Annotated in this window: 16 protein-coding genes and 1 rRNA gene; 7 read left to right on the top strand and 10 right to left on the bottom strand. The window is 43.5% G+C overall.

The genetic code is table 11. The annotated features are described in order from the left end of the window. The 9 genes from ACEYKX_RS09905 to ACEYKX_RS09945 form a co-directional block, all read right to left on the bottom strand. Positions 1-1,004: ribosomal RNA gene (locus ACEYKX_RS09905) — 16S ribosomal RNA — on the bottom strand; the annotation flags it as partial. Positions 1,005-1,346: 342 nt separating this feature from the next. After that, positions 1,347-2,144 carry a glutamate racemase gene (murI, locus tag ACEYKX_RS09910; RefSeq protein ID WP_373767949.1) on the bottom strand — a complete coding sequence of 266 codons (798 nt, stop codon included), beginning with the start codon at positions 2,142-2,144 and terminating at the stop codon, positions 1,347-1,349. 33 nt (positions 2,145-2,177) lie between these two features. Continuing rightward, positions 2,178-2,720 carry a chorismate lyase gene (locus ACEYKX_RS09915; protein WP_373780717.1) on the bottom strand — a complete coding sequence of 181 codons (543 nt, stop codon included), beginning with the start codon at positions 2,718-2,720 and terminating at the stop codon, positions 2,178-2,180. Positions 2,721-2,733: 13 nt separating this feature from the next. After that, positions 2,734-3,774, bottom strand: a complete 1,041-nt coding sequence (locus ACEYKX_RS09920) for a hypothetical protein (protein ID WP_373767951.1) — start codon at positions 3,772-3,774, stop codon at positions 2,734-2,736. 23 nt (positions 3,775-3,797) lie between these two features. Then, positions 3,798-5,879 (bottom strand): ATP-dependent DNA helicase RecG, encoded by a 2,082-nt coding sequence (gene recG, locus ACEYKX_RS09925; RefSeq protein WP_373767952.1) that lies wholly within the window; start codon positions 5,877-5,879, stop codon positions 3,798-3,800. An 82-nt stretch (positions 5,880-5,961) separates the two neighbouring features. Next, a complete protein-coding gene (gene spoT / locus ACEYKX_RS09930; protein ID WP_373767953.1) occupies positions 5,962-8,073 on the bottom strand; it encodes a bifunctional GTP diphosphokinase/guanosine-3',5'-bis pyrophosphate 3'-pyrophosphohydrolase in 2,112 nt (703 codons plus the stop codon). A 111-nt stretch (positions 8,074-8,184) separates the two neighbouring features. Beyond that, positions 8,185-8,466, bottom strand: a complete 282-nt coding sequence (gene rpoZ / locus ACEYKX_RS09935; RefSeq protein WP_373767954.1) for a DNA-directed RNA polymerase subunit omega — start codon at positions 8,464-8,466, stop codon at positions 8,185-8,187. 103 nt (positions 8,467-8,569) lie between these two features. After that, a complete protein-coding gene (locus ACEYKX_RS09940) occupies positions 8,570-8,758 on the bottom strand; it encodes a zf-HC2 domain-containing protein (RefSeq protein ID WP_373767955.1) in 189 nt (62 codons plus the stop codon). Further along, positions 8,755-9,318, bottom strand: coding sequence for a sigma-70 family RNA polymerase sigma factor (locus ACEYKX_RS09945; protein WP_373767956.1), 564 nt, complete (start codon positions 9,316-9,318; stop codon positions 8,755-8,757). Before ACEYKX_RS09945 ends, ACEYKX_RS09940 begins: the two co-directional genes overlap by 4 nt. Before the next feature lie 98 nt (positions 9,319-9,416). On the opposite strand from ACEYKX_RS09945, the gene msrP reads away from it, so the two are divergent. The 4 genes from msrP (at position 9,417) to ACEYKX_RS09965 (ending at position 13,238) form a co-directional block, all read left to right on the top strand. Next, the gene (gene msrP / locus ACEYKX_RS09950; protein ID WP_373767957.1) at positions 9,417-10,370 is read left to right on the top strand and encodes a protein-methionine-sulfoxide reductase catalytic subunit MsrP; all 954 of its coding nucleotides are present in this window, start codon (positions 9,417-9,419) and stop codon (positions 10,368-10,370) included. Continuing rightward, positions 10,370-10,975, top strand: coding sequence for a protein-methionine-sulfoxide reductase heme-binding subunit MsrQ (gene msrQ / locus ACEYKX_RS09955; protein WP_373780718.1), 606 nt, complete (start codon positions 10,370-10,372; stop codon positions 10,973-10,975). Before msrP ends, msrQ begins: the two co-directional genes overlap by 1 nt. 92 nt (positions 10,976-11,067) lie before the next feature. After that, positions 11,068-11,469 (top strand): YgiW/YdeI family stress tolerance OB fold protein, encoded by a 402-nt coding sequence (locus tag ACEYKX_RS09960; protein WP_373767959.1) that lies wholly within the window; start codon positions 11,068-11,070, stop codon positions 11,467-11,469. A gap of 137 nt (positions 11,470-11,606) precedes the next feature. Continuing rightward, complete coding sequence (locus ACEYKX_RS09965) at positions 11,607-13,238, top strand: phosphoethanolamine transferase (protein ID WP_373767963.1); 1,632 nt, start codon at positions 11,607-11,609, stop codon at positions 13,236-13,238. Between the two features lie 98 nt (positions 13,239-13,336). Here ACEYKX_RS09965 and asnA read toward each other — a convergent pair whose 3' ends face one another. Beyond that, a complete protein-coding gene (gene asnA / locus ACEYKX_RS09970) occupies positions 13,337-14,329 on the bottom strand; it encodes an aspartate--ammonia ligase (RefSeq protein ID WP_373767960.1) in 993 nt (330 codons plus the stop codon). A 176-nt stretch (positions 14,330-14,505) separates the two neighbouring features. Here asnA and asnC point away from each other — a divergent pair, with 176 nt between their 5' ends. The 3 genes from asnC to ACEYKX_RS09985 all read left to right on the top strand — a co-directional run. Continuing rightward, positions 14,506-14,997, top strand: coding sequence for a transcriptional regulator AsnC (asnC, locus tag ACEYKX_RS09975; RefSeq protein WP_373767961.1), 492 nt, complete (start codon positions 14,506-14,508; stop codon positions 14,995-14,997). Positions 14,998-15,108: 111 nt separating this feature from the next. Continuing rightward, positions 15,109-15,876, top strand: coding sequence for a uridine phosphorylase (gene udp / locus ACEYKX_RS09980; protein ID WP_373767962.1), 768 nt, complete (start codon positions 15,109-15,111; stop codon positions 15,874-15,876). Positions 15,877-15,939: 63 nt separating this feature from the next. Then, a partial coding sequence (locus ACEYKX_RS09985) for a restriction endonuclease subunit S (RefSeq protein ID WP_373780719.1) occupies positions 15,940-16,108 on the top strand: 169 nt, incomplete at its 3' end.

Below are 16,108 nucleotides of genomic sequence, written 5' to 3' on the forward strand. Positions count from 1 at the left end.
GTTCTCTGGATGTCAAGAGTAGGTAAGGTTCTTCGCGTTGCATCGAATTAAACCACATGCTCCACCGCTTGTGCGGGCCCCCGTCAATTCATTTGAGTTTTAACCTTGCGGCCGTACTCCCCAGGCGGTCGATTTATCACGTTAGCTACGGGCACCAAGCTTAAAGCCCAATCCCCAAATCGACAGCGTTTACAGCGTGGACTACCAGGGTATCTAATCCTGTTTGCTCCCCACGCTTTCGCACATGAGCGTCAGTATATTCCCAAGGGGCTGCCTTCGCCTTCGGTATTCCTCCACATCTCTACGCATTTCACCGCTACACGTGGAATTCTACCCCTCCCTAAAATACTCTAGCGACCCAGTATGAAATGCAATTCCCAGGTTAAGCCCGGGGCTTTCACACCTCACTTAAGTCACCGCCTGCGTGCCCTTTACGCCCAGTCATTCCGATTAACGCTCGCACCCTCCGTATTACCGCGGCTGCTGGCACGGAGTTAGCCGGTGCTTCTTCTGTGACTAACGTCAATCGATTGTTCTATTAAAACAACCGCCTTCCTCATCACCGAAAGAACTTTACAACCCGAAGGCCTTCTTCATTCACGCGGCATGGCTGCATCAGGGTTCCCCCCATTGTGCAATATTCCCCACTGCTGCCTCCCGTAGGAGTCTGGACCGTGTCTCAGTTCCAGTGTGGCTGGTCATCCTCTCAGACCAGCTAGAGATCGTCGGCTTGGTAGGCCTTTACCCCACCAACTACCTAATCCCACTTGGGCTCATCTTATGGCAGGTGGCCCAAAAGTCCCACCCTTTAGTCCGAAGACATTACGCGGTATTAGCGACAGTTTCCCGTCGTTATCCCCCTCCATAAGCCAGATTCCCAAGCATTACTCACCCGTCCGCCACTCGTCACCCAAGGAGCAAGCTCCTTTGTGCTACCGTTCGACTTGCATGTGTTAAGCCTGCCGCCAGCGTTCAATCTGAGCCATGATCAAACTCTTCAATTCAAAAAGTTTAATCGCTCAATATGTACTGACTATAAAAAATCACATTAATATGAATTTCAAGTTAAGCACTTATCAAGACTTCAAAATTAAAAAATATTTTCAAACAAAGTCAATCAACAAGTGCCCACACAGATTGTCTGATAAATTGTTAAAGAGCAAAAAAGAACGACGCACTGTTTAATTTAATCACTTCACAACAGTGCGTCGTTGTGTGGGATGCATTATAGAGGTTTTCAAATCTCGCGCAAGCTCTTTTTTAAAGTTTTTTTCCGAATGTTTTGTTTTTCAGCAATATTTATCTTTTAACAAGATGCAACATATTGATTTTAAAAGGGCTGCATTCTAAGAAAAACCCAATACTTTCAGCTGTTTGAAGCCCCATTTTTGCATAACGGTTTCTCTTTTTAAGAAATCCAGGCTACTTTGGGTACAAAATGCCTGATTTTCTTTGTTTTCTCGTCGATCTTTCACTTCCACATGTTGTAACAAGCTCATGACGCGGTTCGCAATACCGTTTCCCGGATCCACAAAATAAGTGACGTTTGGCAAAAGTTGTTGTAGTTCTTCTTTAACTAACGGAAAGTGTGTACAACCTAGAATCACCGTATCCAGTGTCGGATGCGTTTGCCACGGAGCAATAACTTTTTGCAAACGATCCATGTCCACTTCACCGATTTGTTGCTTTTCTTCTACTATCTCAACAAGATCCGTCGTTCCTATTCGTTCCACCACACAATCTTTGGCATAACGTTCAACCAATTCATCTACATAAGGGCGCACCACCGTACCTTTCGTCGCCAGTAAACCAATCGTTTTCGTTTGTGAAACTTGAGCCGCAAGTTTAATTGCGGGCACCGTTCCCACAATCGGAACGGAAAAATTCTCTCGCAGCGCCGGTAACACAACGGTGCTCGCCGTATTACAGGCGACAACCACCATATCAAGCGGGTAGATTTCGGCAATTTTTTGCACAATTTTCACTGCGCGTTCAATCAGCACCGCTTCGGATTTTTCCGAATAAGGGAAATAAGCGTTGTCAAAGCAGTAAAGATAATGGGCATGGGGTAAACTTTCCCGAATCGCATCATAGATCGTCAAGCCCCCCATTCCCGAATCATAAAGAAGAATTGTCGGTTTCATTGTTATCGTAAAATAAGAATTTTCGGCGAAATGCTACGCTTTTCTTTCGGTGGTTTCAAATGGAAATTGCGGTAAAAACAGCTCACGAACTTCAAGAGGATAACCTTTCAAGGCAAGTTGAGAGCGGCGGGCATATAAACCTGAAGCTTGATCTTGTTGCCATTCCAACGTTACGCGTCGCGGCTGTTGCGGAAAAAGCCATAAGCCGATAGGTCGCTCCCCCCAGTTCAACACCTCTTGCGCTACCGTATTAACCGTTTCTTCGGGCAAAACAGTTTGAGCAAAAATCACGGGCACGCCGTCTGCTTTTAACACGACCTCCCGTAACCAACAGGACGAACAAGCGGTGAGATTTGGCAAAACATTTGCAAAATGTTGCTCGAAACCGACCGCTTGCCACCCCTGCTGAGTCACCTCAACCGTCAGTGCGTTACAGATTTGTTGTAGCTTTTGGGTGAGCGAATCCGTATGTAACAACCATTCGCTCACATTGCCGGGTGGTTGCTCGTCAATGACATATTTATCGGTGCGACGCAGTATTTCTCGATATCGAGTCAACCATGTATATTCGTCCATTTGGGTTCTCATTTTAAAAAGCACGCGCTGATTCAATAGGAAAATCCAGCCGTTTTGCCAGTTCAAGTAGCGCTTCACTCTCCGCCTTTTTGCAAATAAATAACGCGTACCCGTCCAGCTGAGTATCGATGAGTAATAAAGTGAAGTCAGAGACTTGTTCGATCTTTTCCGCTATTTGATCGAGTTGCAACCCATCCTCTTCATCGAGCCAAAAATCTTGCCCGATTATTTCGGAAATATAGTCTGAAATCTCATCATAATCCATTTCCCAATCCGTGTAATAACTGTAATCTTCCAGCAAGAAACGATAATATAAAAAGGATTGGTTAGGTTCGCCGTAAAATCCATCTTCTTTTAATTGTTCGATAAATTGTTGCGGAGCAGATCGAATTAAGCGCCACTGCGTTTTAAATTCATCGCGATCGGTAATCTGTGCCAGTTCAATAAACCGATCGACATAAGCTTCCTCATCCTGTTCTGTATCTTCCGTTTGGGCAGAATAGATGCCTTGATAAACTTCTCTGACTGCTTGCTCAAATAACGCCCAATATTTCTGATCCACTGCATTTTCACTTTCTGCCGAAATCTGTCGAGAGTTTTTGAGTTGTAGAAACAAATTTCCTGTCGTAGGCGTTGCCAGAAAAACCTTAAAATGCTGCTGACCATCGGCGGCGATATAAGGCGCACAAATAAACACTACTGTTTGTATCCGTAGCAGCCGTTTCATCTCTTTTAAAAATGGAACAATGCTGACTTCAATCACCATAAAGGTGTAGTTATTTTCACTATTAAACTCGTGTTTTGGTCTTAATGCGATATTCGCTTTTTGCATAAAATCCGCAAGGGCATCATAACAATCGGCATAACCCGCCCGCTTTAAGCAATAGTCAACGTCCGCTTGTTCTTCTTCGTTAAAATTGACAAAATCCTGAGGATAATAGTAATAATCGACCAAAATATCTTTTTTAAACTGCTTGTTCGGAATAGCAATATATAGCACTTCTTCTACATGGCGCTCTATTTCAAGCAATTCATGACGCAATTGATTATCCATTTTTTACTCCTAACCTAACGTAATTACGCATGGCTGTATTCCGTTTTGTCATTCAGCCAACGCCTAATCAATCGCTCGGCAACGTCGGGATGTTGGGTGATTAACCGTTTGGCATAACTCTGCACTAACGGGATCATCTTACGATCCCGCATTAAATCGGTAATTTTAAACTCTGCCATACCCGTCTGTTTTGTGCCTAGCACTTCGCCCGGACCACGAATTTCCAAATCTTTTTCAGCAATCACAAAACCGTCTTGGCTGTCTCGTAGTACCTGTAACCGCTTAGATGAAATCTTACCCAACGGGGCTTTATACATCAATACACAATGTGAAGCGGTCGCCCCACGCCCAACTCGTCCACGCAGTTGGTGCAACTGTGCCAGCCCCAAGCGTTCGGAATTTTCGATAATCATCAAACTGGCATTCGGCACATCTACACCGACTTCAATCACTGTTGTTGCCACTAACAAATCAATATCTGCCGCCTTAAATTCCGCCATAATCGCTTGTTTTTCTTGTGGTTTCATTCGCCCGTGAACCAAACCAATCCGCAAATCGGGCAAGGCTCGTTGCAAATCTTCGGCAATCGCCGCCGCCGCTTGTGCTTCCAATACTTCCGACTCGTCAATCAGCGTACAGACCCAATAGGCTTGGCGTTTTTCATTTTTACAGGCTTGATAAACACGGCGAACCACTTCATCTCGGCGATCTTCTGAAATCGCCACCGTCGTAATCGGCGTTCGCCCTGGGGGAAGTTCATCAATAATGGACGTATCCAAATCCGCATAGACAGTCATCGCTAAGGTGCGTGGAATGGGCGTGGCAGTCATAATCAACTGATGCGGATACACATCACCCTTCGCCCCTTTTTCTCGTAAGGTTAAACGCTGATGTACGCCGAAACGGTGCTGTTCATCAATAATCACCAACGCCAAATTATTGAACTCGACCTGATCTTGAAACAGGGCGTGTGTGCCGATAATCATCTGAACATCGCCATTTTTAATCGCTTCCAACTGGGCGGTTCTCGCTTTGCCTTTCACCTTGCCAGCTAACCAGCCCACTTCAATTTCAAACGGTTTGAGCCAATTGGCAAAATTGTGGGCGTGTTGCTCGGCGAGAATTTCGGTCGGAGCCATTAACGCTACCTGTTTACCATTGTCAATCGCCAGCAGTGCCGCCAACGCTGCCACAAGGGTTTTGCCTGAACCCACATCGCCTTGTACTAGTCGCATCATCGGGAAAGGTTTCGCCAAATCCTGTTCAATCTCTGCGGTTACACGGCTTTGGGCGTTGGTCGGCTGAAACGGCAAAGTCGCCAAAAAGCGTTGTTTTAAATCGGTTTGATAACGTAGCGGTTCGGCAAAGTGTTGTTGCACGCCCATTCGCACCTGTTGCATTGCCAAATTATGTGCCAACAACTCCTCAAAAATCAGCCGTTTTTGTGCAGGGTGTTCGCCTTTATCTAACAATTCGGACGACACACTCGGCGGCGGTCGATGTAACAACTGCAAGGCTTCTTTTAAGCTATATTTATGTGGATTAAATTCATCGGGAAGCAATTCTGCCACTTGCACACGCTCAAGTAACGCCAAGGCTTGATCGGTTAGTTTACGCAAAGACGCTTGTTTCAAGCCTTCGGTCGTCGGATAGATCGGCGTCAATGTTTCTGCCAGCTCAAGCGGTTGGTTGCCCCGAATAATTTGATATTCAGGGTGATGCATTTCTGCCATAAAGCGACCACGTTTAATCTCGCCAAAGGCTTTCACCCTCACGCCGGTCGCCAGACTGTTTTTCATTCCCGCATTGAAATTAAAGAATTTCAGAGTAATTTTGCTCGTACCGTCAGAAATCGTGGTACTTAAAATCGGACGACGACCGAATTGTACTTCCGTCAGTTGCACAAAGCCTTCAACCGTCGCAAAACTTTCAGGACGAACATCCGCAATCGGCGTGATCCGAGTACGGTCTTCATACCGTAGCGGCAAATGGAACAGCAGATCTTGCACGTTATTAATGCCGATCCGACTGAGTTTCTCTGAAATCGCCGCCCCGACACCCGAAAGGGCGGTTAGCGGCACACCGTCTAATAGTTGTTGGCTCATTGCAAAATGGTTGTGGAAAATAACCGCTTGATTTTATAAAAGAACAGAGGGTGCCGCAACGGCACCCGATATGATTTGTAAATTATGCGACCGATCTCACCGCTTGTACGACACCGGTAAGATGGCTGAGTTTGACTAAAATATCATTGAGATGAGCTTTATCTTTCACGCTGATCAGCAATTTAACCTGATATACACCGCCTTCTCTTGCTTGACTGTGAATACTCAAAATATTGCTGTTCATCTTAGCGATCGCAGACGTAATGGCAGCAAGAACACCTTGTTGATTGAGGATATCGACGGTAATTTCCGCTTCAAATTCGACCGAGTTGTCCTTGGCGATTTCCCAACTGACCGGCAGATAGTGGCGTTGATCCGTCGCCGCATCTTTGACATGACGACAAGTGACGCAGTGCACCATCAACCCTTTACCGGAGCTGATATGGGCGATAATTTCATCTCCCGGCACAGGCAAACAGCATTTGGCAAAGCCGATTAACGCGCTGTCAATGCCTTGAATCGTCAACGGTTGATTATTTTCAGGATTACCGTCGGTATCAATTTCTAACGTTTTACCCGATAAACGCTGTGCAATTACACCACTGATTTGGTTGCCCAAACCGATTTCGGCAAGCAAATCGTCAAACTGCTCTAATTTTAAATCGGCAAGCGTCGTTTGAATCACAAGCGGGTCGATTTGCTCAAAATTTTGCGAATTGAGTGACAATAATAACTGCCGTCTACCGAGTGAAATCGCTTCGGTACGTTGCTGGCGTTTTAAGGTATTGCGGATACAAGAGCGGGCTTTTGCAGTGACCACAAAGTTCAGCCATAACGCATTTAAACGCGGCGTGTCCGCCGTTTGAATTTCAATGGTTTGCCCGGATTGCAACGGCTGGGAAAGCGGATACGGCTGATGGTCGACCACCGCACCGATACAGCGATCGCCGACATCAGTATGCACCGCATAGGCAAAATCCACCGCAGTAGCATTAGCCGGAAGCTGTACAATCCGACCTTTCGGCGTAAAGACGTAAATATCGCTTGAGAACAGATCGGATTTGACATTTTCGATAAATTCCGCCGAATTTCCCGCACTTTGCTGCATTTCAACGATACTTTTCAGCCATTGTTGCGCCCGTACCTGTACGCTCATATTGGCTTGTTCCTGATAGCCCCAAAATGCGGCGACACCGAGGCGGGCGGTTTGATCCATCTCTTCCGTGCGGATAAGCACATCGACCGGCACACCTTTCGGACCGATCATTGACGTATGCAACGATTGATAGCCGTTGGTTTTCGGCACCGCAATATAGTCTTTGACTTGAAACGGGCGCGGTTTATACAGCGAGTGCATTTGCCCCAAAACGCGATAACAATTGTCCACGCTGTCCACGACGGTCCGGAAGGAATAAATATCCAAAATCGAATTAAAATGCTGCTCTTTCTGGCGCATTTTTTGATAAAGGTAGTACAATGGACGCTCTTTCCCGTAAACACGGGCTTTAATACCGACTTCATCCAATCTGGCTTGAATTTCGCTTGAAATCCGTTGGATCATCTCCTGATGAGACCCCCGCGCCATTTCAATTGCTCTTTTCATAATCCGATAACGGTGCGGATATATCGCTTCCAAGCAAAGATCTTCCAATTCGTTTTTGATATGTTCGATACCCAAGCGGTGGGCGAGAGGCGTGTAAATTTCGAGGGTTTCTTGAGCGATACGACGACGTTTGTCCGGACGGAGCGAACCGAGGGTACGCATATTGTGAGTACGGTCCGCCAGTTTGATCAGCACCACCCGAATATCTTTGGTCATCGCCAAAATCATTTTACGGAAGTTCTCTACTTGAGCTTCTTGGCGGGTTCGGAACTTCAGTTTATCCAGCTTCGACACACCTTGTACGATTTCCGCCGTACTGTTCCCGAATTCCATGGCTAATTGCGCTTCGGTATAGGGCGTATCTTCGATCACATCATGCAACAATGCCGCCATCACCGCTTCGTGATCGAGTTTCATCTCGGCAATAATACAGGCGACGGCGACGGGATGGGTAATATAAGGTTCGCCGCTTGAACGGAATTGACCTTCATGGGCGTCACGGGCCACTTCATAGGCATGTTTGACGATTTCGATTTTATCGGCGGGCAGATAGCCTCGAATAATGCGATTAAGATCTTCAAAAAGCTCCATATGACCCCCAACTACAAACGGTTATACTCTCGAATACGGGAAGCTGAACGTTGCAAAATTTAAGGCAAATCAGACCGCTTGTAAATGCTTTGCAACGTTCAATCGATGGAATTAAGAATTTGCCTGAACGTCGGCAAGGAACGAAATCGCTTCTCTTTCAGCCATTTCTTGTTGAAGTGCATCGATATTTTCTTGTTGATCCATAATTTGGTTGTTGATCAAACCTTCTTCAATTTCACGTAATGCGATGACCGTCGGCTTATCATTTTCTTCCGGAACCAACGCTTCACGGGTATGAAGCTGTAATTGTCTTGCACGGCGCGCCGCCGTCAAAATCAAATCAAAACGATTGCCCACTTTTTCTACTGCATCTTGTACGGTTACACGAGCCATTATTTACTCCGAATTTTGCGAAATTTAGACTTACTAAAAGGAAGGAGATTATACAGAAGTTAAACGCGAGAAACAATGCCGCCCGTCCGTCCTCCGCATAAATTTATCGGCTTTCGTCTTTATCGTGATGGCAATATCCTTTCAAAATATGTCCTAACCGTTTGGTATTATGCTGAAAATTACGGCATTTCGGGCAAATCCAAAGATGCAGCTGCAAACGCATCTGTTGCAACAAATTGAGTTGTTGATCACAAGACAATGAAATCAATTCCGTGGCCTGTTGACATTTCATTTTGATTCCTCACTAAACCAGTTCAGAGACAAACACTCCTGTAGACGTAAACGCGCCCGGTGAAGCAACACATTTAAGTTAGTCAGTGAAATCTCGCATTCACAACAAATTTCGCTGCTACTCATCTCCAAATGCTCGCGCATCATAAAAACCCGAGCCTGCTGGGCAGGTAATTTATTTAAACAAATATCCACAATTGCCCAAAATTCCTTTTGATAGGTTGCTTGATCAACACCTTGCCATTCCGTCACATCCCGCTGTTCCAACCAATGCCCGTGTTGGTCAAAAAACGCCTCCTGCGACTCCTCTTCACATAATTCGCTGACCGGTACAAGTTTGTGTCGCTTTTTAATTAAATCGACGATTTTGTTCTTTAAAATGGCGAATATCCATGTTTTCAGTGCCGCTTCACGCCGAAATGACTCGGCGTACTTATAAGCGTTGGTTAATGCCTCTTGAACGACGTCCTCGGCTAAATCTTTATCGGCAAGTTGCAACATGGCAAATTTCACCATTTGGTGTCGAATGTCATCGATTTGTTCGGAAGTTAACGTATTCATCGTGTATCGTTCCTCAAAATAATATTAAATTCACTGTAAGTATTTTAGATCATTTTCGTCAAATATAGGCAAATTATGTTATTTGGGAGAAATCATTGATGAAAAAATTAACCGTTCAAGACATCACACCGGAAACCGTTTTTCACCAACGCCGTAAAATTATTGCCGCTTTCGGGTTAGGGCTTGCGGCTTCAGCGTTGCCGAAAAGCGTGTTTGCCGAAGAAAAACCGGTGCTCAACGCTCTAGACTTTACTCGAGATAAGGATAACGGGTTAATCCTAACGCCCGAGAGCAAAGTCACCGGCTATAATAACTTTTACGAATTCGGTGTCGATAAAAGTGCGCCGGCACAGAATGCCCGACAATTTAACGTCGATCCGTGGACACTTGAAATTGACGGCGAAGTAGAAAATCCTTTCCGTTTAAATTATGCGCAATTATTCGATACTTTTCCGCTAGAAGAACGCATTTACCGTTTTCGTTGCGTCGAAGCTTGGGCGATGGTTATACCGTGGATCGGTTTTGAATTAGCCCGCCTCATTGAAAAAGCCAAGCCGACAAGCAAAGCCAACTATGTCGTATTCCATACGCTTTATGATCCGGAACAAATGCCGGGGCAAAAAAACCGTTTATTGGGCGGCAGCATTGATTATCCGTATGTTGAAGCGTTGCGTTTGGATGAAGCGTTGCACCCGCTGACGTTGCTTTCCGTCGGTTTATACGGTAAAGCCCTACCGCCGCAAAACGGCGCGCCTATTCGCTTGGTCGTGCCGTGGAAATACGGGTTTAAAAGCATCAAATCGATTGTCAAAATCACATTTTCGGAAACCCGTCCGCTGACCACGTGGGAAAAACTCGCCCCGCACGAGTACGGCTTTTATGCCAATGTCAATCCGAACGTGGATCATCCCCGTTGGTCACAAGCCTCCGAACGGGTTATCGGCAGCAGCGGACTACTGTCAACCAAACGTCAACCGACACTCATGTTCAACGGCTATGAAAACGACGTCGCACATTTATACCATGGATTAGATTTGAAGGTGAATTACTGATGTTAACGCTATTACGTATTTTCATTCATCTCGGCTGTGCCGTGCCTCTGATTTGGCTGGCACAAGTTCTGTTAAGCGGAAATGAAGCGACATTGGGTGCGGATCCCGTCAAAGAATTGATCCATTTTCTCGGCTATGGCGCCATTGTTATCTTTTGCAGCATGTTTCTGCTCGGCATCGTATTACAATGGCTCAAAAAAAATCAGTATCAAATTTTACGCCGTCCGCTGGGATTATGGACGTTTGTTTGGGTCACATTACATATCACCGCTTATTTAGTGCTGGAATTAGGGTTGGATCTTTCTCTCTTTTTTAGTGAACTGACTACGAGACCTTATTTAATATTAGGCGGTATCGCCTTTGTGATACTCACCTTAATGGCACTAACCTCATTGCCGGCGCTTAAACGTCGCTTGGGTAAACACTGGGGAACGCTTCATCAACTTGCCTATCCGGCATTAATCTTAGCCGTGGTGCACTATTATTGGTCGGTAAAAAGCCTCACGCTTGATCCGATCATCATCGGTCTTGCGGCAATTTTCATTGTCGGCATGAAATTTTTACCGCAATGCAAAAAAAATTTTTCGTTCTTAAGATTTCGTTAAGATTTGCTTGGTTTAATGCACGCATCAAAAGGCAACGTCCTTGCGATACACACTCAGTTCATTTAAAAAAATTTAAACAAGGAAAACAATCTATGAAAAAAGCAATTATCTTAACAACATTATTAGCCGTATCTACCGTCACCATGGCAAAAGGTGACGGCGACGATCGCCATCGCGGCGGATTTCACGACGGCAAAGCGCCGATGAATCAACCACAGGGTTTCTTTGATGAAAGCACCGCCGTCAAAACCGTTGCAGATGCACTCAAAGCGGCAGACGACACCCCGGCGCTATTGGAAGGACAAATCGTCAAACAAATCGATAAAGACGAATTTATCTTTAAAGACGCCACCGGTGAAATGGAAATCGACGTCAGCAAACGTGCATGGAACGGTTTGAACGTTACTCCGCAGGACACTATTCAAATTCATGGTAAAGTCGATAATGATTGGAACAAAGTTCAAGTCGATGTAAAACAAATCACGAAGAAATAATTTATCCTCGCAAGCGGTCTGTTTTTGCAAATAATTTGCAGAAATAGACCGCTTTTTTTATTTCTGATTCTTGAGAACCTTTTTATTTTTTAGAAATCATATCACTGCTTATTTGATTCTATTAGGATAAACTAACTATACGCCCTTATTTTTCTCAATGGAAACTCTCTTCCATTACATTAAATTTTATCGTAGCTCTATATTTTACTGTTGCACTTAATCTTGGTTTTTATGAACAAGTATTGGTCGCACAACCATTAAATTGGCAAACTGAAAGCTATTTTCTACTCACAATTCCTTTTGTGTATTTCTTTGCTTTAAATATTATCCTTAATATTTTAGCCATTCCTATCTTACATAAAATCATTATTCCAACACTTATCTTAATTAGTGCTGCGATTAGCTATAACTCACTCTTTTTTAATATCTACTTTGATGTAGATATGTTAAATAATGTGTTACAAACGAATTTTGCAGAAAGTTCTCGTACTTTAACAACCTCTTTCTTATTATGGCTGTTCTTCTTAGGTATTATTCCAACGATATTTTATTTATTAGTAAAAATTGAATATAAACCTTGGTGGAAAGAATTATTAAGCCGATTAGCAAGTGTTATGATTTCTATTGTTGTTATTCTTGGGGTTGCCAAATTTTATTATCAAGATTATGCGGCATTTTTTAGAAATAATAAGAACTTACCACATTTAATTACACCTTCAAATTTTGTGGCATCAGGTATTAAAAAAATACGCCATTATTATCGTGATAATCTGCCTTACCAACAAATTGGGTTAGATGCGAAACAAGATAAACCCGATGACTATCGCCACGTTACAATTTTAGTGGTTGGAGAAACTACCCGTGCGCAGAACTGGGGACTCAACAGCTACGCCCGTCAAACGACACCGAAATTGGCGGCTCGAGGTAATGAAATCATTAATTTCACTGACGTGAACAGCTGCGGCACGGCGACCGCCATTTCCGTTCCCTGCATGTTTTCAGCACTGACTCAAGCGGAATTTAATGGCGACAAAGCTCTTAAACAAGATAATTTATTAGATATTTTACAACGTACCGGCATCGATATTTTATGGCTCAATAATAACAGCGATTGTAAAGGCGTGTGCGAACGCGTACCGACAAAAAATATTATTGAATTAAACTTGCCAGAATATTGTCGTGACGGTGAATGTTTAGATAATATTTTATTACCTGAAATTGACAAAGCATTAAATGAATCCAACAACAAAGATATTGTTATTGTTGTGCATACGATGGGAAGTCACGGACCAACTTATTATGAACGTTATACGGACAAAGAAAAGATATTTACCCCAACGTGCGATACAAATGAAATTGCCCGTTGTACCAATGAGGAATTAATTAATACTTACGATAATGGTATCATTTATTTAGACCAATTCCTGGATAATATTATTTCAAAACTTGAAAAACACGAGAAATGGGAAAGTGCTTTATTTTATGTTTCCGATCACGGTGAATCACTCGGCGAAAATGGTTTATATTTACACGGCGCACCTTATTCTATTGCACCTGAATATCAAACCAAAGTCCCGATGATTATGTGGTTTTCAAAAGAATGGATTAAAAACGAACCTTTTGATTTAAATTGCGTTAGAGAAAATGCAAAAACAAAAACCTATTCTCACGACAATTATTTTCATTCTGTGATAGGAATGATGGATATGGATTTATCGCTTTCCACGTATCGGAAGGAGCTAGATATTTTGAATCAATGCCGTCTGTAACATCACAAGCGGTCAGTTATTGCAAAAAATTTACGGAAACTGACCGCTTGTTATTTCATCTTATCAAAAGGGCGAATCACATTCGCCCTCACTTTTGCTTATAAAATATTCTCAAATTTCTCCAACATCTCTTTCGGCCAGACGCTTGATTGTACTTCACCGATGTGTTTTTTACGCAATAAGAACATTGCCATACGCGATTGACCGATACCGCCACCGATGGAAAGCGGTAAACGTCCCGCCAATAAATCTTTGTGCCAATCCATTTCCAAACGGTCTTCATCACCGGTTAATGCCACTTGTAAGCGTAGTGCCGTTTCATCTACACGGATACCCATTGAAGAAAGTTCAAACGCCGTGCCGAGTTGTTCGTTCCAGACTAAGATGTCGCCGTTTAAACCTTTGTATTCGCCTTCGGAAACCGTTGTCCAGTCATCGTAGTCCGGCGCACGTCCGTCGTGAGCTTTACCGTCGGATAATTTGCCGCCGATACCGATTAAGAATACCGCCCCGTATTCTTTACAGATCGCATTTTCACGTTCTTTGCTGGTGAGCGTCGGATAGCGTTTCACCAACTCTTCACTATGAACGAAGGTAATCTCTTTCGGTAAAATGGACGGAATATCAAAACGGGCCTCTACCGCTAATTCGGTTAAACGAATCGCACGATAGATTGAGCGAACGGTTTGTTTTAAGTAGTCAAAGTTACGTTTACCTGCCGGGATCACTTTCTCCCAGTCCCATTGATCGACATAAACCGAGTGAGTCGGATCGAGCGAATCTTCGTCCGGGCGTAACGCTTTCATATGCACAAACAACCCTTCGCCTTCTTGGAAACCAAAGCGTGCCAAGGTATGACGTTTCCATTTTGCCAATGAGTGAACCACTTCATATACTGCATTCGGAATACATTTCACATTGACTTGCACCGCTTTTTCAATACCCGATAAGTTATCCTGCATCCCGTTACCCACTTCACTGAGGATTGGACCTTGTACTTCAATAATATCTAATTGTTCAATTAAGTTTTGCGTGAAGGTGTTCTTCACAAAGCTGATTTCTTGTTGTTGTAAAATAAATGATTTTTTCATAATTGGGTTCCTTTAATACATCTTCTTAAGAAGATGCGAATAATTTAAATGAATTCTTAAAAAATGCAATTCATTAAATAAAAAAGTCAACATAACTTAAAATGAATTAGAATTTATCTAATTTTATGTGTTATATTTTAGAAAAAAACTAACCATGAACAAAAAAGGAGCAACATATGCACACCAATTATCAAAGCGTGTCACAGATCGACCAGCTTGATCAGCAAATTTTACGTGTATTAACCCAAGATGCGCGCGTGCCTTATGCGGAAATGGCGAAAAATTTCGGGGTCAGTCCGGGCACCATTCATGTCCGTGTTGAAAAAATGCGACAAGCCGGCATCATCGAAGGCACTAAAATCCGCATCAATCCGCGCAAACTCGGCTATGATGTCTGCTGCTTTATCGGTATTATTTTAAAAAGTGCGAAAGATTACGAAAAAGTCATTGCAAAATTACAGGAATTCGATGAAGTGGTTGAAGCCTACTACACCACAGGGGATTACTCTATTTTTATTAAAGTGATGACCCATACCATTCAAGAATTGCACTATGTTTTAGCCACTAAAATTCAGGGTATTGATGAAATTCAATCAACAGATACCTTAATTTCAATGCAAAATCCAATTCTGCGAGAAATTAAACCTCAAGCAAACGTTTCCTATTGATCTTGTTCACATTTTTGAAACGCCATTTGCAAAAAAGATCGCTAAAACGACCGCTTGATTGGTAGAATGAAGTGGTTAGATTACTCGAATTTTTCTCAAAAGGAGTCAATTATGTCAGAAGTATTTCATCTTGGCTTAACCAAAGCAATGTTAAAAGGCGCAAAAGTCGCTATCGTTCCAGGAGATCCAGCTCGTAGTGAGCGTATTGCAGCAAAAATGGATAACCCAGAGTTCTTAGCTTCAACCCGTGAATTTACATCGTGGTTAGGCTATGTAGGCGGTCAGCCAATCGTGGTTTGTTCAACAGGTATTGGCGGACCATCGGTTTCTATCTGTGTTGAAGAACTTGCTCAATTAGGCGTGCGTACTTTCTTGCGTATTGGTACAACAGGGGCAATCCAACCGCATATCAATGTAGGTGATGTGTTGGTGACGACAGGTGCAGTACGTTTAGACGGTGCAAGTCGCCATTTTGCACCATTAGAATATCCAGCGGTGGCGGATTTCCGTTGTACGAATGAGCTTTATGCGGCAGCGAAAAATCAAGGGATTGAACCTTACGTTGGTATTACTGCGTCATCTGATACCTTCTACCCAGGTCAAGAACGTTACGATACATTCACAGGTAAAATCTACCGCCATTTCCAAGGCTCATTAAAACAATGGCAAGACTTGAACGTGATGAACTTTGAAATGGAATCAGGCACTTTATTTACAATGTGCTCTACATTAGGCTTACGTTCAGGCATGGTGTCAGGCGTGATCGTAAACCGCACTCAGCAAGAGATCCCAAACGAAGCAACCATTAAAGGCACTGAAGATCGTGCAGTTTCCGTAGTGGTAGAAGCCGCGGGTAAATTGGCTCAAGATTATAAATAAGTCGATCTCGTTTACAAAAACCGAATAGTTTAACGACTATTCGGTTTTTTTATATCTGTAACTTTGAATAAAGCCCCTTATTCGAAGATCGAGCCACCGTTTGATATTCCTGAGAGTTGGGTTTGGGTGAAGCTTGGTGAATTAGGTGAAATTATTGGCGGTCGTACACCTAAATCCACCGATATTGATATTTGGCAAAACGTTACTATTCCTTGGGTTACCTCAGCAGATA

This window comes from Glaesserella sp., assembly GCF_041817755.1.
GTDB lineage: Bacteria > Pseudomonadota > Gammaproteobacteria > Enterobacterales > Pasteurellaceae > Glaesserella.